Source organism: Luteimonas sp. Soil_N_1, assembly GCF_057656255.1.
Genome location: NZ_JBDGKS010000001.1, coordinates 1386452 through 1405127 on the forward strand (window position 1 = coordinate 1386452; position 18676 = coordinate 1405127).

The 18676-nt window shown below is 65.4% G+C and carries 14 protein-coding genes and 1 tRNA gene; all 15 read left to right on the plus strand.

Annotated elements, in window-relative coordinates:
* The first annotated feature begins 1 nt into the window (after position 1).
* The gene (locus AC3A4E_RS06415) at positions 2 to 1306 is read left to right on the plus strand and encodes an NADH-quinone oxidoreductase subunit D (RefSeq protein ID WP_232137349.1); all 1305 of its coding nucleotides are present in this window, start codon (positions 2 to 4) and stop codon (positions 1304 to 1306) included.
* Positions 1303 to 1830 carry an NADH-quinone oxidoreductase subunit NuoE gene (gene nuoE, locus AC3A4E_RS06420; protein ID WP_232136885.1) on the plus strand — a complete coding sequence of 176 codons (528 nt, stop codon included), beginning with the start codon at positions 1303 to 1305 and terminating at the stop codon, positions 1828 to 1830. Before AC3A4E_RS06415 ends, nuoE begins: the two co-directional genes overlap by 4 nt.
* A 14-nt stretch (positions 1831 to 1844) precedes the next feature.
* Positions 1845 to 3212 carry an NADH-quinone oxidoreductase subunit NuoF gene (gene nuoF, locus AC3A4E_RS06425; RefSeq protein ID WP_465073739.1) on the plus strand — a complete coding sequence of 456 codons (1368 nt, stop codon included), beginning with the start codon at positions 1845 to 1847 and terminating at the stop codon, positions 3210 to 3212.
* Positions 3209 to 5452 (plus strand): NADH-quinone oxidoreductase subunit NuoG, encoded by a 2244-nt coding sequence (gene nuoG, locus AC3A4E_RS06430; RefSeq protein WP_487630690.1) that lies wholly within the window; start codon positions 3209 to 3211, stop codon positions 5450 to 5452. Before nuoF ends, nuoG begins: the two co-directional genes overlap by 4 nt.
* 74 nt (positions 5453 to 5526) lie before the next feature.
* The gene (nuoH, locus tag AC3A4E_RS06435; RefSeq protein ID WP_425491117.1) at positions 5527 to 6549 is read left to right on the plus strand and encodes an NADH-quinone oxidoreductase subunit NuoH; all 1023 of its coding nucleotides are present in this window, start codon (positions 5527 to 5529) and stop codon (positions 6547 to 6549) included.
* Positions 6549 to 7037 carry an NADH-quinone oxidoreductase subunit NuoI gene (gene nuoI, locus AC3A4E_RS06440; protein WP_159679473.1) on the plus strand — a complete coding sequence of 163 codons (489 nt, stop codon included), beginning with the start codon at positions 6549 to 6551 and terminating at the stop codon, positions 7035 to 7037. Before nuoH ends, nuoI begins: the two co-directional genes overlap by 1 nt.
* Before the next feature lie 3 nt (positions 7038 to 7040).
* Positions 7041 to 7682 carry an NADH-quinone oxidoreductase subunit J gene (locus AC3A4E_RS06445; RefSeq protein WP_232136879.1) on the plus strand — a complete coding sequence of 214 codons (642 nt, stop codon included), beginning with the start codon at positions 7041 to 7043 and terminating at the stop codon, positions 7680 to 7682.
* Entirely contained in the window at positions 7679 to 8005 is a 327-nt protein-coding gene (gene nuoK, locus AC3A4E_RS06450; RefSeq protein WP_055247260.1) for an NADH-quinone oxidoreductase subunit NuoK, read from the plus strand. Before AC3A4E_RS06445 ends, nuoK begins: the two co-directional genes overlap by 4 nt.
* Positions 8006 to 8012: 7 nt before the next feature.
* Positions 8013 to 10181 carry an NADH-quinone oxidoreductase subunit L gene (gene nuoL, locus AC3A4E_RS06455; RefSeq protein ID WP_487630691.1) on the plus strand — a complete coding sequence of 723 codons (2169 nt, stop codon included), beginning with the start codon at positions 8013 to 8015 and terminating at the stop codon, positions 10179 to 10181.
* A gap of 13 nt (positions 10182 to 10194) precedes the next feature.
* A complete protein-coding gene (locus AC3A4E_RS06460; protein WP_487630692.1) occupies positions 10195 to 11709 on the plus strand; it encodes an NADH-quinone oxidoreductase subunit M in 1515 nt (504 codons plus the stop codon).
* Positions 11710 to 11725: 16 nt separating this feature from the next.
* Positions 11726 to 13189: an NADH-quinone oxidoreductase subunit NuoN gene (nuoN, locus tag AC3A4E_RS06465; protein WP_487632035.1), complete on the plus strand. Its 1464-nt coding sequence runs from the start codon at positions 11726 to 11728 to the stop codon at positions 13187 to 13189.
* 148 nt (positions 13190 to 13337) lie between these two features.
* Positions 13338 to 13414 (plus strand) — tRNA-Met (locus tag AC3A4E_RS06470).
* A 233-nt stretch (positions 13415 to 13647) separates the two neighbouring features.
* Positions 13648 to 14274, plus strand: a complete 627-nt coding sequence (rimP, locus tag AC3A4E_RS06475; protein WP_487630693.1) for a ribosome maturation factor RimP — start codon at positions 13648 to 13650, stop codon at positions 14272 to 14274.
* An 8-nt stretch (positions 14275 to 14282) separates the two neighbouring features.
* Complete coding sequence (gene nusA / locus AC3A4E_RS06480) at positions 14283 to 15794, plus strand: transcription termination factor NusA (protein ID WP_487630694.1); 1512 nt, start codon at positions 14283 to 14285, stop codon at positions 15792 to 15794.
* Positions 15795 to 15948: 154 nt separating this feature from the next.
* Positions 15949 to 18552, plus strand: a complete 2604-nt coding sequence (gene infB, locus AC3A4E_RS06485) for a translation initiation factor IF-2 (protein WP_487630695.1) — start codon at positions 15949 to 15951, stop codon at positions 18550 to 18552.
* Positions 18553 to 18676 lie beyond the last annotated feature (124 nt).

Consider the following 18676-nt stretch of genomic DNA (forward strand, 5'->3'; position numbering starts at 1 on the left):
CGTGCCGACCACCTCGCTGCACACCAATGCGACGCCGAGTGCGGAAGCGCTGAAGCAGGAAATCCGCAACTACACGTTCAACTTCGGTCCCCAGCATCCGTCCGCCCACGGCGTGCTGCGCCTGATCCTGGAAATGGACGGCGAGACCGTGATGCGCGCCGATCCGCACATCGGCCTGCTGCACCGTGGCACCGAGAAGCTGGCCGAGTCGAAGCCGTTCAACCAGTCCATCGGTTACATGGATCGCCTCGACTACGTGTCGATGATGTGCAACGAGCACGCCTACGTGCGCGCGATCGAGACCCTGATGGGAATCGAGGCGCCCGAGCGCGCGCAGTGGATCCGCACGCTGTTCGACGAAGTCACGCGCATCCTCAACCACCTGATGTGGGTGGGCTCGAACGCGCTCGATCTCGGTGCGATGGCCGTGATGCTGTACGCGTTCCGTGAGCGCGAAGAACTGATGGACGTCTACGAGGCGGTGTCGGGCGCGCGCATGCACGCGACCTATTACCGTCCCGGCGGCGTCTACCGCGATCTGCCGGCGCAGATGCCGCAGTACGCCGAGTCGCGCTGGCGCAAGGGCGAGAAGCTCAAGCGTTTCAACAAGTGGCGCGGCGGCTCGATGCTCGATTACCTCGAGGCGTTCGCGAAGGATTTCCCCAAGCGCGTCGACGAGTACGAGACCCTGCTCACCGACAACCGCATCTGGAAGCAGCGCACCGTCGGTATCGGCGTGATTCCGCCGGACCTGGCCAAGGCCTGGGGCATGACCGGCCCGATGCTGCGTGGTTCGGGCGTCGAGTGGGATCTGCGCAAGACGCAGCCTTACGCCAAGTACGCCGAAGTCGATTTCGACATCGCGGTGGGCGTCAACGGCGACTGCTACGACCGCTACCTCGTGCGCGTGTTCGAAATGCGCGAGTCGGCGAAGATCATCCAGCAGTGCGTCAACTGGCTGCGGGCGAATCCCGGCCCGGTCATGCTGGACAACTACAAGGTGTCGCCGCCGTCGCGTGAGTCGATGAAGGACGACATGGAAGCGTTGATCCATCACTTCAAGCTGTTCACCGAGGGCTACAGCGTGCCCGCCGGCGAGACCTACAGCGCCGTCGAAGCGCCGAAGGGCGAGTTCGGCTGCTACCTGGTCTCCGACGGCGCGAACAAGCCGTTCCGCGTGCATCTGCGCGCGCCCGGTTTCGCGCACCTCTCGTCGATGGACGCCATCACCAGCGGACACATGTTGTCCGACGTGGTGGCGATGATCGGTACCTATGACATCGTGTTCGGAGAAGTCGACCGATGAAGGCGACTGGCAATTTCGAGAACGCCCGCAACGTCGACCCGATGGTCGTGCTCAGCGGCGATACGCGCGCGCACATCGACCACTGGCTGACCAAGTTCCCCGAAGACCGCAAGCGGTCCGCGGTGCTGCAGGGTCTGTTCGCGGCGCAGGAGCAGAACAACGGCTGGCTGACCGACGAGTTGATCGCCGGCGTCGCCAAGTATCTGGGTCTGCCGCCGGTATGGGCCTACGAGGTCGCGACGTTCTACTCGATGTTCGAGACCGAGAAAGTCGGCCGCAACAACGTCGCGTTCTGCACCAATATCAGCTGCTGGCTCAACGGCGCCGAGGATCTCGTCGCGCACGCGGAGAAGAAGCTGGGCTGCAAGCTGGGTGAATCCACCGCCGACGGTCGCGTCTTCCTCAAGCGTGAGGAAGAGTGCGTCGCTGCGTGCTGCGGCGCGCCGGTCGTGGTCATCAACGGTCATTACCACGAGAAGCTCACACCCGAGACGGTGGACGAGCTGATCGACGGTCTGAAGTAAGGCATCGCGCGGACATGGCACATCACCATCCCAAGTCTTCCGAAGGTTACGGGCCCGTCGGGCCTGCGCCGCAGGAACACCAGGCGGTCTACACCACGCTGCATTTCGACAAGCCGTGGTCCTACGAGAACTACCTCAAGACGGGTGGTTACAGCGCGCTGCGCAAGATTCTCGAAGAGAAGATTCCGCCGGCCGACGTGATCGAGATGGTCAAACAGTCGGGCCTGCGCGGCCGCGGCGGCGCGGGCTTCCCGACCGGTCTGAAGTGGAGCTTCATGCCCAAGGGCGAGATGCAGAAGTACATTCTCTGCAATTCGGACGAATCCGAGCCGGGCACCGCGAAAGACCGCGACATCCTGCGTTACAACCCGCATTCGGTCATCGAGGGCATGGCGATCGCGTGCTACGCGACCGGCTCGACGGTGGCCTACAACTACCTGCGCGGCGAGTTCCACCACGAGCCCTTCGAGCATCTGGAAGAAGCCACCGCCGAGGCCTATGCCAACGGCTGGCTGGGCAAGAACCTGCTCGGCTCGGGCATCGACGTCGACATCTACAACGCGCTCGGCGCGGGCGCATACATCTGCGGCGAAGAAACCGCACTGATGGAATCGCTGGAAGGCAAGAAGGGACAGCCGCGCTTCAAGCCGCCGTTCCCGGCCAACTTCGGTCTGTACGGCAAGCCGACGACGATCAACAACACCGAGACCTACGCGTCGGTGCCGGCGATCGTGCGCAACGGCGCGCAGTGGTTCATGGATCTGGGCAAGCCCAACAACGGCGGCTGCAAGATCTTCTCGGTCTCCGGCCACGTGGCCAAGCCGGGCAACCACGAAATCCGCCTGGGCACCTCGTTCGCCGATCTGCTGGCGCTGTGCGGCGGCATGCGCGAAGGCCGCACGATCAAGGGCGTGATTCCGGGTGGTTCGTCGATGCCGGTGCTCCCGGGCGAGACGATGATGGGCCTGACGATGGATTACGACGCGCTGCAGAAGGCCGGTTCCGGCCTCGGCTCGGGCGCGGTGATCGTCATGGACGACACGACCTGCATGGTGCGCGCGTGCCGACGCATCGCGCGCTTCTACTACAAGGAGAGCTGCGGCCAGTGCACGCCGTGCCGCGAAGGCACCGGCTGGATGTACCGCATGCTGTGCCGCATCGCCGACCACACGGCGACGGTCGAAGACCTGCAGATGCTGCGGGCTGCGGCCGGCCAGATCGAGGGACACACCATCTGCGCGTTCGGTGAAGCGGCCGCATGGCCGGTGCAGGGCTTCCTGCGCCATTTCTGGGACGAATTCGAGTACGCGATTGTCAACAAGCGCTTCCTCGTCGACGACCAGCGCAACGGCACCGTGGTGCCCAAGGCGGTCGCCGCATGAGCGCGCAACCCGTGAATCCGAACCTGCCGCCCGACCACGTCACCGTCTTCATCGACGGCGTCGAACTGGCCGCGCCCAAGGGCTCGATGATCATTCATGCCGCCGACAAGGCCGGCATTCCGATCCCGCGTTTCTGCTATCACGACAAGCTCGAGATCGCCGCGAACTGCCGCATGTGCCTGGTCGACACCGAAGTCGGCGGCCGCGGTGCGCCCAAGCCGTCGCCGGCCTGCGCCACGCCGGTGATGGACGGCCTGAAGGTCTTCACGCGCAACGAGAAGGCGCTCAAGGCGCAGCGCAACGTGATGGAGTTCCTGCTGATCAACCATCCGCTCGACTGCCCGATCTGCGATCAGGGCGGCGAGTGCGAACTGCAGGATCTCTCGCTCGGTTACGGCCGTTCGGTCAGCCGCTTCGCCGAGCGCAAGCGCGTCGTCGCCGACGAGGACCTCGGTCCGCTGGTCGCGACCGAAATGACGCGCTGCATCCAGTGCACGCGCTGCGTACGCTTCACCGCTGAAATCGCCGGCACCTACGAGCTGGGTGGCATGCAGCGCGGCGAGAATCTGCAGATCGGCACTTACGACGGCAAGCCGCTGACAACCGAACTGTCGGGCAACGTCATCGACGTGTGCCCGGTCGGCGCGCTGACCAACAAGGTGTTCCGCTTCCGTGCGCGTCCGTGGGAACTGATCGCGCGCGAATCGCTCGGCGGTCACGACGCGCTGGGCAGCAACCTGTTCCATCACCTGCGCCGCGGCGACGTGATGCGCACCGTGCCGCGCGACAACGAAGCGGTCAACGAGTGCTGGATCTCCGACCGCGACCGCTATTCGCACCAGGGCCTGACGGCCGATGACCGTGCGGTGCATCCGCTGGTCAAGGACGGCGGGCAGTGGCGCGAGGTTTCGTGGGACGAGGCGCTCGAGCGCGCGATGAAGATCCTGCGCGACAACGCGGCCGACGAACTCGGCGTGCTGGTGCATCCGTCGACCTCGAACGAGGAGGGCGCGCTGCTGGCACGTCTGGCCGAGGCCCTGGGCACCGGCAACCTCGATCACCGCATCGCCCAGCGCGATCTCTCCGATGGCGCCATCGCGGAAGCCTTCGCGATGCCGGTCGCCGAACTCGAGCAGGCGGATGTCGTGCTGCTGGTCGGCAGCAACCTGCGCCACGAAGTGCCGCTGCTGCATCACCGCGTGCGTCAGGCGTGGAAGCGCGGCGCCAAGGTGTACGTGGTCAATCCGGTCGATTTCGAGTTCACCTTCGACATCGAAGACAAGGCCATCGTGGCGCCGTCGAAGATCGCCGAAACGCTGCAGGTCGCCGAGCTCGGCGACGCGCTGCGCGGCGCGAAGCACGCGGCGATCATCGTCGGTGCGCAGGCGGAAGCCAGCGCGCACGCGGCCGATATCCGCAAGGCCGCTGCTGCACTCGCCGCGGACACCGGCGCGTCGCTGTGTCGCATTCCGCATGGCGCAAACGCACTGGGTCTGTCGCGTCTCGGCGTGCTGCCGACCTCGCGCGATGCGAACGCGATGCTGGCCGAGCGCCGCGGCGCGTATGTGATCTACGGCATCGAGCCGGGTCTGGACTTCGCCGACCAGGCGCAGGCGTTGCAGGCGCTGGGCGCGGCGCAGGTCGTGGCCTTCAGCCACTTCGCCTGCCAGTCCACGCGCAGCGTCGCCGACGTGATTCTGCCGATCGGCGCACTCGCCGAAATCGACGCAACGCTGACCAATCTTGAAGGCCGCGACCAGCAGGCCACCGCGGCCGGCAAGCTGCCGGGCGACGCGCGTTCCGGCTGGCGTGTGCTGCGTGCCCTCGGTGGTGCGCTCGAAGCTCCGGGCTTCGAGTTCACCGATCTCGCCGGTCTGCGTGCGGGCCTGCAGGGCAGGGCGGTGTCGGTTGCCGCTTCCGCGGCGCCGGTCGTCGATGGTGATGGCTTCGAGCTGGCCGTCAGCCAGGCGATCTATCGCGTCGACGGTCTGACCCGTCGCGCTGCCGCGCTGCAGTCGCATCCGCTGACCTTGGGTCCGCGCATCGTGCTGCATCCCGACGACGCGGTCGCCAGCCAAGTTGCCGATGGCGGCATGGCCAAGGTCTCGAACGCGGTGGGCACCGCGACGCTGCAGGTGGCGATCGACGATCGCGTCGCACCGGGCGCGGCGTGGGTGGAATCGGGCTACGGCGCCACGGCGGCGCTGTCGGCCGGCAAGGTCAAGGTGGTGGCGGCATGAGTGCGACCCAAACCGGCGTGACCAACACCGCATCGCTGCTGGGCGATCTGTCGGCGCCGCTGTACGACTGGCTGATGTCGCTGGGCGCGATCGGCCTGATCCTGTGGATCGTGCTCAAGATCCTGCTGATCGCGATGCCGGTGATCATCTGCGTCGCGTTCTATGTGGTCTGGGAGCGCAAGCTGCTGGGCTGGATGCATCAGCGCCACGGTCCGATGTACGTGGGCATGGGCATCTTCCAGGCCTTCGCCGACGTCTTCAAACTGCTGTTCAAGGAAGTCATCCAGCCGACCAACGCGCAGCGCGTGCTGTTCGTGCTGGCGCCGCTGATCACGCTGGCGCCTGCATTCGCGGCCTGGGCCGTGGTGCCGTTCGATGCGCAGCTGGTGCTGTCGAACGCCAACGCCGGTCTGCTGTATCTGCTGGCGATGACCTCGCTCGGTATCTACGGCATCATCCTCGCCGGCTGGGCGTCGAACTCGAAGTACGCGTTCCTCGGTGCGATGCGCGCCTCGGCGCAGATGATCAGCTACGAGATCGCGATGGGCTTCGCGCTCGTCGGCGTGATGGTCGGTGCGGGCAGCTTGAACCTGTCCGAGATCGTCATGGCGCAAGCCGGCGGCAAGGGCCTGTTCGACTGGTTCTGGCTGCCGATGCTGCCGCTGTTCGTCATCTACTTCATCTCCGGTGTCGCCGAGACCAATCGCGCACCGTTCGATGTCGTCGAGGGCGAGTCGGAAATCGTCGCCGGTCACATGGTCGAATATTCGGGGTCGGCGTTCGCGCTGTTCTTCCTCGCCGAATACGCGAACATGATCCTGATCAGCTTCCTGGTCGCGATCTTCTTCCTCGGCGGCTGGCTGTCGCCGTTCCAGGGCTGGGGCATTCCGCTGCTGTCGGTCGACGGCTGGTGGTGGCTGTTCGCGAAGGTGTTCTTCTTCGCCAGCTGCTTCATCTGGTTTCGCGCCTCGTTCCCGCGCTACCGCTATGACCAGATCATGCGGCTGGGCTGGAAGGTCTTCATTCCGATCAGCATCGGCTGGATCGTGGTCACCGCGCTGATGGCGTACTTCGGAATCTTCGAGGCAGGGCAGTAATGGCCAAGTTCGTTGCATGGTTCAGGGGCCTGTTGCTGCTCGAGTTGCTCGGCGGCATGGCACTGACCTTCCGGTATCTGTTCCGGGACAAGTACACGCTGATGTACCCGATGGAAAAGACCCCGCAGTCGCCGCGCTTCCGCGGTCTGCATGCGCTGCGCCGGTATCCCAACGGTGAAGAGCGCTGCATCGCGTGCAAGCTGTGCGAGGCCGTGTGCCCCGCGCTGGCGATCACGATCGATTCCGAACAGCGCGAGGACGGCACCCGCCGCACCACGCGCTACGACATCGATCTGTTCAAGTGCATCTACTGCGGTTTCTGTGAGGAGTCGTGCCCGGTGGACTCGATCGTCGAGACCCATCTGCACGAGTACCACTTCGAGAACCGCGGCGAGAACATCGTGACCAAGCCGCAGCTGCTGGCGATCGGCGACCGTCTCGAGAGCGAGATCGCAGAACGCCGCGCCGCCGACTCCGCGTACAGGTAAGTCATGAATTTCGACCTGATTGCATTCCTCGTCTTCGCCGCGATCACCGTGATGTCCGCGGTGGCGGTGATCAGTGCCCGCAACCCGGTGCACGCGGCGCTGTTCCTGGTGCTGACGTTCTTCTCCACCGCCTGCACCTGGCTGCTGGTCGGCGCCGAGTTCCTCGGCCTCGCACTGGTGCTGGTCTACGTCGGCGCGGTGATGGTGCTGTTCCTGTTCGTGGTGATGATGCTCGACGTGGACGTCGCGCCGATGCGCGAAGGCTACGTGCGCTATCTGCCGGTCGGCCTGATCGTCGCGGTGGTGATGCTGGTCGAGATCGTCACCCTGATCGGCGTCCGCGCGAAGATGGCGCCATTCGCCGCCGATGCGGTCGACGAGGCGGGCGTATCGAACACGGTGTGGATCGCACGCCGCTTGTTCACCGACTTCCTGCTGCCGTTCGAAGTCGCCGCGGTCATCCTGACCGTCGCGGTCATCGCCGCGGTGATGCTGACGCTGCGCCGCCGTCCCGGCACCAAGCACCAGAATCCGGGCGAGCAGGCCCGCGTGCGGGCGTCCGATCGCATGCGCGTGGTCAAGATGGACGCGGTGCGTCCGGTCGTCGAGCCCACACCGGGCGAAGGCGAGGGAGAAGCGAAATGACCGAGCTGTTCGGGACCGGCCTCGCGCTGGGACACTACCTCTCACTGGGCGCGGTGCTGTTCTGCATCAGCGTCGCGGGCATCTTCCTCAACCGGAAGAACGTGATCATCCTGCTGATGTCGATCGAGCTGATGCTGCTCGCGGTCAACATCAACTTCATCGCGTTCTCGCGCGAGTTCGGCGACGCCGCCGGGCAGATCTTCGTGTTCTTCATTCTCACCGTGGCTGCGGCCGAGGCCGCGATCGGTCTCGCGATCCTGGTCACGCTGTTCCGCAACCGGCGCACGATCAATGTCGCCGAACTCGACACGTTGAAGGGCTGATCCGGGCATGGAGAACGCTGTTTCCGAGATCATGATTTCCCAGACCACGCTGGTCGCGATCGTCCTCGCGCCGCTGCTGGGCTCGATCATCGCCGGCCTGTTCGGCCGCCAGGTCGGCCGCGCCGGTGCGCACACGGTCACCATCGCGGGTGTCGCGATCAGCTGCGCGCTGTCGATCTACACGCTGTGGCAGCTGATGCAGGGCGCGCCGACGTTCAACGAGAACGTCTACACGTTCTTCGAAGTCGGCAACTATTCGGCGCACGTCGGCTTCCTGATCGACAACCTCACCGCGATGATGATGGTCGTGGTGACGTTCGTGTCGCTGCTGGTGCACGTGTACACCATCGGCTACATGTCCGAGGACCCGGGCTACCAGCGCTTCTTCAGCTACATCTCGCTGTTCACCTTCTCGATGCTGATGCTGGTGATGGGCAACAACTTCCTGCAGCTGTTCTTCGGCTGGGAAGCGGTGGGCCTGGTGTCGTACCTGCTGATCGGTTTCTGGTTCAAGAAGCCGACCGCGGTGTTCGCCAACATGAAGGCGTTCCTGGTCAACCGCGTCGGCGACTTCGGCTTCCTGCTCGGTATCGCCGGCGTGCTGTACTGGTTCGGCAGTCTCGACTACGCGACCGTGTTCGCCGCGGCGGATTCCACCATCGGTGGCGGCCAGACGATCGAGGTGATCACCGGTTTCGAGTGGTCGGTCGCGACCCTGGTCTGCATCTGCCTCTTCATCGGCGCGATGGGCAAGTCGGCCCAGGTGCCGCTGCACGTGTGGCTGCCCGACTCGATGGAAGGCCCGACCCCGATCTCGGCACTGATCCACGCCGCGACGATGGTCACCGCCGGCATCTTCATGGTGGCGCGCATGTCGCCGCTGTTCGAACTGTCGGAAACCGCGCTGCAGTTCATCCTCTTTATCGGTGCGACCACGGCCTTCTTCACCGGCCTGATCGGCATCGTGCAGAACGACATCAAGCGCGTCGTCGCGTACTCGACGCTGTCGCAGCTGGGTTACATGACCGTCGCGCTCGGCGTGTCGGCGTACTCGGCCGCGGTGTTCCATCTGATGACGCACGCGTTCTTCAAGGCGCTGCTGTTCCTGGCCGCAGGCTCGGTGATCATCGGCATGCACCACGAGCAGGACATGCGCAAGATGGGCGGCCTGCGCAAGTACATGCCGATCACGTTCTGGACCAGCGTGATCGGCACGCTGGCCCTGGTGGGCACGCCGTTCTTCAGCGGCTTCTACTCCAAGGACACGATCATCGAGGCGGCCAAGCACGCCAGCGACGGTGGCGGCTGGGTATTCCAGTACGCGTACTGGTCGGTGCTGCTGGGCGCGTTCGTGACCTCGTTCTACAGCTTCCGCCTGCTGTACATGACGTACTTCGGCAAGGAGCGTTTCCGCGACGCGCATGCGTCCGACGCCCATGCCGCGCATGACGCGCACGGCCACGAGACGCATCACGAGCCGCTGCACGACGACGGCCACGGCCATGCGGTCGCAGCGACCGGTCACGACGACCATGCGCACGACGACCATGGCCATCACGGTCCGCACGAGCCGCACGAATCTCCGTGGGTCGTGACGCTGCCGCTGATCCTGCTGGCGATCCCGTCGATCCTGATCGGTTACTTCACCGCCGGCCCGATGCTGTTCGGCACCGACTGGACCGGCCATCACGAAGTGCGCGGGTTCTTCGACGGCGTGATCCACGTGCTGGCGTCCAACGACGTGCTGGCCGCGCTGAAGGAAGAGCTGTGGCACGGCCCGGCGGCGTTCGCGCTGCACGGCTTCATGGCGCCGGCGTTCTGGCTGGTCGTCGCGGGCTTCGTGCTGGCGACCGTCATGTACTGGTGGAAGCCCGAGCTGGCGGCGAAGGCCGCGCACGTGTTCCGCCTGCCCATCCGCGTGCTCGAGAACAAGTACGGCATGGACGACCTGTGGATCGGCGGTTTCGCCGGCGGCGGTGTCGGCCTCGGCAAGCTGTCGCGGGTGTTCGATACCAAGGTGATCGACGGTGTCTTCGTCAACGGTCCGGCGCGCGTCGTCGGTCTGGTCTCGGGCGTTGTCCGCCGGCTGCAGTCCGGTGCTCTCTACCACTACGCTTTCGCGATGATCGTGGGCCTGATCGTGCTTCTGGCCATCCTCATCAAGTACTGGCGCTGACGGAATACGATACGTGTCGAACTGGCCTCTTCTCAGTCTCCTGATCTGGCTGCCGATCCTCGGCGGTGCGTGCGTGCTCGCTCTGGGCGAACGCCGCCCCGACGCGGCGCGCTGGGTATCGCTGGCGTTCGCGCTGCTCGTCTTCGTCCTCAGCATTCCGCTGTTCACCGGTTTCGACTACGGCAACGCGGGCCTGCAGTTCCTTGAGCGGCGCGAGTGGATTCCGTCGCTCGACATCGAGTACCACCTCGGCGCCGACGGCATCTCGATTGCGCTGATCATCCTGACCACGCTGACCACCGCGCTCGTGCTGATCGGCGCGTGGGGTTCGGTGACGAAGCGCGTGTCGCAGTACTTCGCGTCGATGCTGATCCTCGAAGGCATGATGGTCGGCGTGTTCTCGGCCGTGGACGCGATGCTGTTCTACGTGTTCTTCGAAGCCATGCTGATCCCGATGTTCATCATCATCGGTGTCTGGGGTGGCGCGAACCGCGTGTACGCGTCGGTGAAGTTCTTCCTGTACACGTTCCTCGGCTCGGTCTTCATGCTGGTCGCGCTGATCTATCTGTACATCCAGGCCGGCAGCTGGCAGCTGCCTGATCTGTACGCACTGCGCCTGTCGTCGACGGAGCAGATGTGGATCTTCTTCGCGTTCCTCGCCGCTTTCGCGGTGAAGGTGCCGATGTTCCCGGTGCACACCTGGTTGCCGGATGCGCACGTCGAGGCGCCGACCGGCGGCTCGGTGATCCTGGCGGCGATCATGCTGAAGATCGGTGGCTACGGCTTCCTGCGCTTCAATCTGCCGATCACGCCGGATGCGGGCCACGAATGGGCCTGGCTGGTCATCGGCCTGTCGCTGATCGCGATCGTCTACGTGGGTCTGGTGGCACTGGTCCAGCAGGACATGAAGAAGCTGGTCGCGTATTCCTCCGTGTCGCACATGGGCTTCGTGACGTTGGGTGTGTTCATCGCGTTCGCGCTGATGCGCGACGTACAGGGTGGTTCCGACGCCGCGCGTCTCGGCCTGCAGGGCGCGATGGTGCAGATGGTCTCGCACGGCTTCATCTCCGGTGCGATGTTCTCCTGCATCGGCATCCTCTACGACCGCATGCACACCCGGAACATCAAGGATTACGGCGGCGTCGCCAATGTGATGCCGTGGTTCGCTGCGTTCTACGTGCTGTTCGCAATGGCCAACTCCGGCTTGCCGGGCACCTCGGGTTTCGTCGGCGAGTTCATGGTCATCCTGGCCGCGTTCCAGAGCCATCCGCTGATCGCGTTCTTCGCGGCGATGACGCTGATCATCGGTGCGGCCTACACCCTGTGGCTGGTCAAGCGCGTGCTGTACGGCGAAGTGTCGAATGCGCACGTCGCGGCGCTCAAGGACATCAACGCCCGCGAAGCACTGGTGCTCGGCGTGTTCGCCGCCGGCACGCTGCTGATCGGCGTGTATCCCAAGCCGCTGACCGATCTGATGGAGCCGTCCATCGCGCAACTGGCGAACCTGATCGCCGCAAGCAAGCTTTAAGGACACCGTTGCGATGATTTCTGCCCCGATGACGCCTCCCATCCGCACGCTGGCCGAGCTGGGCCCGATCGTGCCCGAGCTCGTGATCGTGCTGGGTGCGTTCGCCCTGCTGATGCTCGACCTGTTCATCGACCCGCGCCGCCGGATCATCACCCACGTGCTGGCCGTCGCGACGATGCTTGCCGCCGCCGCGCTGATTGTGTTCGGTGTCGGTAGTCACGGCAGCATCCTCGCCGACATGTTCGTGCGCGATGGTGGTGCCGACGTGCTCAAGGTCGCCGGTCTCGTGGTCGGCGCCGTGGCGCTGGGCTACGCCTGGACCTGGTTGCGCGAGCGCGACCTGTACCAGGGCGAGATCCCGGTGCTGTTCCTGTTCACGACCGCCGGCATGATGCTGCTGGTGTCGGCGAACAACCTGACGATGGTCTATGTCGGTCTGGAACTGCTGGCGCTGTGTTCCTACGCACTGGTCGCCTGCGACCGCGACAGCAAGCTGGCCTCCGAAGCGGCGATGAAGTATTTCGTCCTCGGTGCGCTGGCGTCCGGCATGCTGCTGTTCGGCATGTCGCTGATCTACGGCGCCACCGGCACGCTGTCGCTGCCGGAGATCAACGATGCGATCGGCGGTCTTTCGGACGACGGTCGCGTGCTGATGCTGACCGGCATGGTGTTCCTGATCGTCGGCATCGCGTTCAAGTTCGGCGCCGCGCCGTTCCACATGTGGCTGCCCGACACCTACCACGGTGCGCCGACGCCGATCGTCGCTTTCATCAGCTCGGTGCCCAAGATCGCCGCGTTCGGCATGGCCTGGCGCCTGATGGAAACCGCGCTCGGCCCGCTGCACGACCAGGCGCAGATCCTGCTGTCGATCCTCGCCGCGCTGTCGCTGGTGGTCGGCAACCTGTTCGCGCTGGCCCAGACCAACCTCAAGCGCATGCTCGCGTATTCGACGATCTCGCACGTCGGCTTCCTGTTCCTCGGCCTCGCCGGTGGCGGGCAGGTGGGCTACGCGTCGGCGATGTTCTACGTCGTCAGCTATGCGGTGATGTCGGCGGCCGCGTTCGGCGCGATCGTCATGCTGTCGCGCAACGGTTTCGAAGCCGATCGCATCGACGACTACAAGGGCCTGAACCAGCGCAGCCCGTGGATGGCCGGCATGGTCCTGTGCATCATGGCCTCGCTCGCCGGTGTGCCGCCGTTCCTCGGCTTCTGGGCCAAGCTTGCAGTGCTGCAGGGCGCCCTGCAGGGTGATCTGCTGTGGCTGGCGATCGTCGGCATCGTGTTCGCGGTCATCGGCGCGTTCTACTACCTGCGCGTGATCAAGGTCATGTACTTCGACGCACCCGAGGCCGCGCCGATGGCGCAGCGCGCCGGGACGCCGATGCGCGTGGTGTTCGCACTGAACGTGCTGGCCTTGCTGGTCGTCGTGCCGTTCTTCAGCCCGCTGATGGCGTGGTGCCAGCAGGCATTCGCAGCCTAATCGTTTCAGCGCTGGTAATACGCGCGTCATCTGGTTAAGATGCGCGCCCGGTCACTGCAATGTGGTGATCGGGGGAAGTTCGAGGGACGCGGAATCGCTCGAAACTTCTTGCAATATCGAAGAGAAATCTTCATAATTCCGCTTCTGATGCGGGGTGGAGCAGTCTGGCAGCTCGTCGGGCTCATAACCCGAAGGTCGCAGGTTCAAATCCTGCCCCCGCTACCACATTCAACGCGGTACAGAGGACGCACTCCAGGGTGCATCCGGCGCGAAGAATCTGGGCTTTGCCGAAGCAACTGCTTCGCTTCGGCGCCGACATCCAGTGGTATCGGACAAGGGGCCCTCAGGGCCCTTTGTCGTTTTCCACGATCGGAAAACCGCAGGCGCCCCGGGTCATCGCGGCGCGCCCCCAGCGGCGTCGATCGTGCGGTACCGGACACACAACCGACGAGGGACCAGTGGCGGACAAGGCGACTCAACTCACGGAATTGCTGGCACCGACGGTCGCGGCCCTCGGGCTCGAACTGCTGGGCATCGAATACCTGACAGCGCCGGGTGGCGCGCTCGTGCGCATCTACATCGATGTGCCGGCGGACGCCGAGGCCGGTCAGGCCGATCCCGAAGGCGAGGGCGGGCAGGGCGTGACGATCGAACACTGCGAGGCGGTCAGCCGCGAAGTGTCGGCGCAGCTCGACGTCGAAGATCCGATCACCGGCAACTACACCCTCGAGGTGTCGTCGCCCGGGATCGACCGTCCGCTGTTCAACGTCGCCCAGTTCGCGCAGTTCCAGGGTCAGACCGTCAAGGTCGGCCTGAAGCTGCCGCAGGACGGGCGCCGTCGCCTGACCGGTCGCATCACCGCGGTCGAAGGCGACACCGTGACGTTCGACGTCGACGGCAATGCGTTCACCGCACAGGCCGACAACATCGAAAAGGCCCGCGTGGTGCCCGACTGGGCCGCGCTGGGCCTCGCCGCGTCGAAGGACAAGAAAGAGAACGGCCGCGCTACCGGTGCGACCCGCAAGGCCAACCACACACCACGTGACAACAAGCGGTCGACGGATCCGTCGACCGGTGCGGAGTGAATGAAAAGATGAGCAAGGAACTGTTGCTGGTCGTCGACGCGGTCGCCAGCGAGAAGGGCGTACCGGAATCCGTGATCCTGGAGGCCATCGAAGCCGCGCTGGCGACTGCCGCCAAGAAGCGCTACGTGGACCAGGACGTGCTGACCCGCGTCGCGATCGATTCGAAGGACGGTAGCTACGAGACCTTCCGCCGCTGGGAAGTGGTGGCCGACGACGTCGTCATGGAATCGCCGGATCGCCAGCTGCGCCTGATGGACGCCGTCGATGAAGCCGAAGGCGTCGAGGTCGGCGATTACATCGAAGAACAGATCGAGAACGTCGACTTCGGTCGCATCGCCGCACAGGCCGCCAAGCAGGTCATCGTGCAGCGCGTGCGCGAAGCCGAGCGCCAGCAGGTCGTCGATGCGTGGAAGGATCGCGTGGGCGAGCTGGTCACCGGCGTGGTCAAGCGCGTCGAGCGCGGCAACGTCTATGTCGACCTCGGCGGCAACGCCGAAGCGCTGATTCCGAAGGACAAGGCGATTCCGCGCGATGTCGTGCGCGCCGGCGACCGCGTGCGCGGTTTCCTGTTCGACGTGCGCAGCGAGCCCCGCGGCCCGCAGCTGTTCATCAGCCGCGCCGCGCCGGAATTCATGATGGAGCTGTTCAAGCTCGAAGTGCCGGAAGTCGGCCAGGGCCTGGTCGAGATCAAGGCCTGTGCACGTGATCCGGGCGACCGCGCCAAGATCGCCGTGCTGGCTTACGACACCCGCACCGATCCCATCGGCGCCTGCATCGGCATGCGCGGTTCGCGCGTGCAGGCGGTGTCGAACGAATTGAACGGTGAGCGCGTCGACATCGTGCTGTGGTCGGACAACCCGGCGCAGTTCGTCATCAACGCGATGGCCCCGGCCGAAGTGCAGTCGATCGTCGTCGACGAAGACAAGCACTCGATGGATCTGGCGGTCGCCGAAGACAAGCTCGCCCAGGCGATCGGCAAGGGCGGCCAGAACGTGCGTCTCGCCAGCCGCCTGTCGGGCTGGCAGCTCAATGTGATGACCCAGGACCAGGTCACCGCGAAGTCGGATGCCGAGCAGGCATCGGCGCGCGCCCTGTTCCAGGAGAAGCTGGAAGTCGACGAGGAAATCGCCGGCATCCTGGTCGCCGAGGGCTTCAGCACCGTCGAGGAAATCGCCTACGTGCCGGTCGGCGAGCTGCTGGCGGTCGAGGGCTTCGACGAGGACATCGTCGAGGAACTGCGCGGCCGTGCACGCGACTCGCTGCTCAACGACGCGCTGGCTGTCGAAGAGGACCTCGACGAGCACGCGCCCGCCGACGATCTGCTGGCGCTCGACGGCATGGACGAGGCGACCGCGTACGCGCTGGCCGCCAATGGCATCCGCACCAGCGAGGACCTGTCGGACCTCGGCGCGGACGAAGTGGTCGAGTTCGGCATCGAGGACCTCGACGAGGTCCGCGCCGCCGCACTGATCCTCGCCGCGCGTGCCGAAGAGATCGCGCGCCTGGAAAGGGAAGGCTGACGGGTCGCGCCCGGCCGGTGCCATGCACCCGCCGAGAACGCGGCCGCAGGCCTCGGAAGACGCTCCAGTTCGGAACGCATCCCATGCAGCGGTAGAATGACAAATCCACTGCGCCCCGCACTTCGCGGCGGCGCGCAAGGAACCGGAATCACGAATGTCGCAACAAACCACGATCCGCAAGCTGGCCGCACTGGTGAATACGCCGGTCGAGAAACTGCTTGAGCAACTGTCCGAAGCGGGCATGCCGTTCAGCGATCCCGACCAGAGCGTGACCAGTGCCGAGAAGCTCAAGCTGCTTGGTTTTCTCAAGCGCGCGCACGGCAAGGGCGATGCCCCGGCCGAAGAAATCGCTGCGCCCAAGAAGATCACGCTCAGCCGCAGCCGCAAGCAGGAATTGACGGTCGGTGGCGGCAAGAACCGCCAGACGGTCGATGTCGTCGTGCGCAAGAAGGTCACGCTGAGCCCTTCGGCCGCGGTCGACCCCGATGCCGAGCGCGCCGAGATCCTGCGCAAGCTCGAAGAGTCGCGCGCGAAGAACCTGTCCGAGCAGCAGCGTCTGGCGCAGGACGACAAGCGTCGCGCCGACGAAGCCGAAGCGCGCAAGCGCGAAGCGGAAGCCGAGGCCGAGCGTCTGCGCCAGGTCGCCGCGGCCGCTGCCGCTGCGCCGCCGGAAGAGGCCGCGGAAACCACGCGCCGTCCGCCGGCTGCGCACGGTCACGGTCACAAGCCGCCTGCGCCGCCGCGCGCCGATGATCGCAACGCGCCTGCCGGAGCCAAGAAGGGCAACCGTGGGTCGCACGCGATGGTCAGTGGCGTCGAGGATGACGACAAGACCGCGCGCTTCGCCGGCCAGATGCATCTCAGCGCCTCCGATCGCGCCCGTCGCAGCACCAGCAACACGCGTGGCAAGCCGCAGCGCGGCGGCCCGCAGCGTCGCGGCAATGCGCCGTCGCGCAGTGGCGGCGGTCCGCACGGCTTCGAACGTCCCACCGCGCCGATGCAGCGCGAAGTGGCGATCGGCGAAGCGATCACCGTGGCCGACCTTGCGCAGAAGCTTGCGATGAAGGGTGGCGACGTGGTCAAGGCGCTGTTCAAGATGGGCGTCATGGCGACCATCACCCAGTCGATCGATCACGACACCGCCGTGCTGGCCGTCGAAGAACTCGGCCACATCGCAGTGCGCGCTGACGCCGACGACGCCGAGAGCGAGCTGATCGCGCACGTGGGTGAAGCGCAGGGCGACCAGGTCGTGCGTCCGCCGGTCGTCACGATCATGGGTCACGTCGATCACGGCAAGACGTCGCTGCTCGACTACATCCGTCGCACCAAGATCGCCTCGGGCGAAGCGGGTGGCATCACCCAGCACATCGGCGCGTATCACGTCGAAACCGACAAGGGCGTCATCAGCTTCCTCGACACCCCGGGCCACGCGGCATTCACCTCGATGCGCGCACGCGGCGCCAAGCTCACCGATATCGTGATCCTGGTGGTCGCGGCCGACGACGGCGTCATGCCGCAGACGGTCGAGGCGATCAAGCACGCGAAGGCGGCGAAGGTGCCGCTGATCGTGGCGATCAACAAGATCGACAAGTCGGGCGCGGATCCGTCGCGGGTCAAGAACGAACTGCTCGAGCACGAGATCGTGGCCGAGGACTTCGGTGGCGACACGCAGATGGTGGAGCTGTCGGCCAAGACCGGTGACGGCGTCGACGATCTGCTCGATGCGATCTCGCTGCAGTCCGAAGTACTGGAACTGCGCGCAGTGGCCGAAGGCCGCGCGAGCGGTACGGTCATCGAGTCCTCGCTGGACAAGGGCCGCGGCCCGGTCGCGACGGTGCTGGTGCAGAACGGTCTGCTGTCGCGTGGCGATTACCTCGTCTGCGGCGTGCAGTACGGCCGCGTGCGTGCGCTGTTCGACGAAACCGGCAACCAGGTGCCGACGGCCGGTCCGTCGATCCCGGTGCAGGTGCTGGGTCTGTCGGGCGTGCCGGATGCGGGCGATGATTTCGTCGTCGTCGCCGACGAGCGTCTGGCCAAGGACGTGGCCTCGCAGCGCGACACCAAGCGCCGCGAAACGCGCCTGGTGCAGGCTGCGGGCAACCGCATGGAAGACATCATGGCGCAGATGGGTCAGGCCGAGCAGCAGCTGTCGCTCAACCTGGTCATCAAGGCCGACGTCCAGGGTTCGGTCGAAGCGCTCAAGCAGTCGCTGGTCGCGCTGTCGAACGAACAGATCCGCATCAACGTCATCGTCTCGGGCGTCGGCGGCATCACCGAGTCGGACGCCAACTCGGCGGCTGCGGCGAAGGCCACGATCATCGGCTTCAACGTCCGTGCCGACGCATCGGCACGCAAGGTGATCGAGAACAGCGCGCTGGATCTGCGCTACTTCTCGGTGATCTACGACGTGATCGACCAGGTCAAGCAGGTTGCCTCGGGCATCCTCGGCATGGAGATCCGCGAAGAGATCATCGGTACCGCCGAAGTGCGCGACGTGTTCCGCAGCTCCAAGTTCGGTGCGGTTGCCGGCTCGATGGTCATCGAGGGTGTGGTCAAGCGCAACAAGCCGATCCGCGTGCTGCGCGACAACACGGTCATCTTCGAGGGCGAGCTGGAATCGCTGCGCCGCTTCAAGGAAAACGTCGACGAAGTGCGCAACGGCACGGAGTGCGGCATCGGCGTCAAGGCCTACAACGACGTCAAGCCGGGCGACCAGATCGAGTGCTTCGAGCGCATCGAGGTCCAGCGCACCCTGTAAGGGCACGCCGGATGCAATGCCGGCGGCCGGGCTCCGTACACACGGACCCGGCCGTCGTCGTCTAGGGCGGTTCCATCCGCCGTGTTCCAGAGTTTCTTCCGTCCCATCGCAACAGGTTCCCATC

What these genes read in the sequence shown, in the direction of transcription:
- nuoE (WP_232136885.1), top strand. Translation starts at nt 1,303, where the DNA reads ATGAAGGCGACTGGCAATTTCGAGAACGCCCGCAACGTCGACCCGATG.
- nuoF (WP_465073739.1), top strand. Translation starts at nt 1,845, where the DNA reads ATGGCACATCACCATCCCAAGTCTTCCGAAGGTTACGGGCCCGTCGGG.
- nuoG (WP_487630690.1), top strand. Translation starts at nt 3,209, where the DNA reads ATGAGCGCGCAACCCGTGAATCCGAACCTGCCGCCCGACCACGTCACC.
- nuoH (WP_425491117.1), top strand. Translation starts at nt 5,527, where the DNA reads ATGTCGCTGGGCGCGATCGGCCTGATCCTGTGGATCGTGCTCAAGATC.
- nuoI (WP_159679473.1), top strand. Translation starts at nt 6,549, where the DNA reads ATGGCCAAGTTCGTTGCATGGTTCAGGGGCCTGTTGCTGCTCGAGTTG.
- AC3A4E_RS06445 (WP_232136879.1), top strand. Translation starts at nt 7,041, where the DNA reads ATGAATTTCGACCTGATTGCATTCCTCGTCTTCGCCGCGATCACCGTG.
- nuoK (WP_055247260.1), top strand. Translation starts at nt 7,679, where the DNA reads ATGACCGAGCTGTTCGGGACCGGCCTCGCGCTGGGACACTACCTCTCA.
- nuoL (WP_487630691.1), top strand. Translation starts at nt 8,013, where the DNA reads ATGGAGAACGCTGTTTCCGAGATCATGATTTCCCAGACCACGCTGGTC.
- nusA (WP_487630694.1), top strand. Translation starts at nt 14,283, where the DNA reads ATGAGCAAGGAACTGTTGCTGGTCGTCGACGCGGTCGCCAGCGAGAAG.
- infB (WP_487630695.1), top strand. Translation starts at nt 15,949, where the DNA reads ATGTCGCAACAAACCACGATCCGCAAGCTGGCCGCACTGGTGAATACG.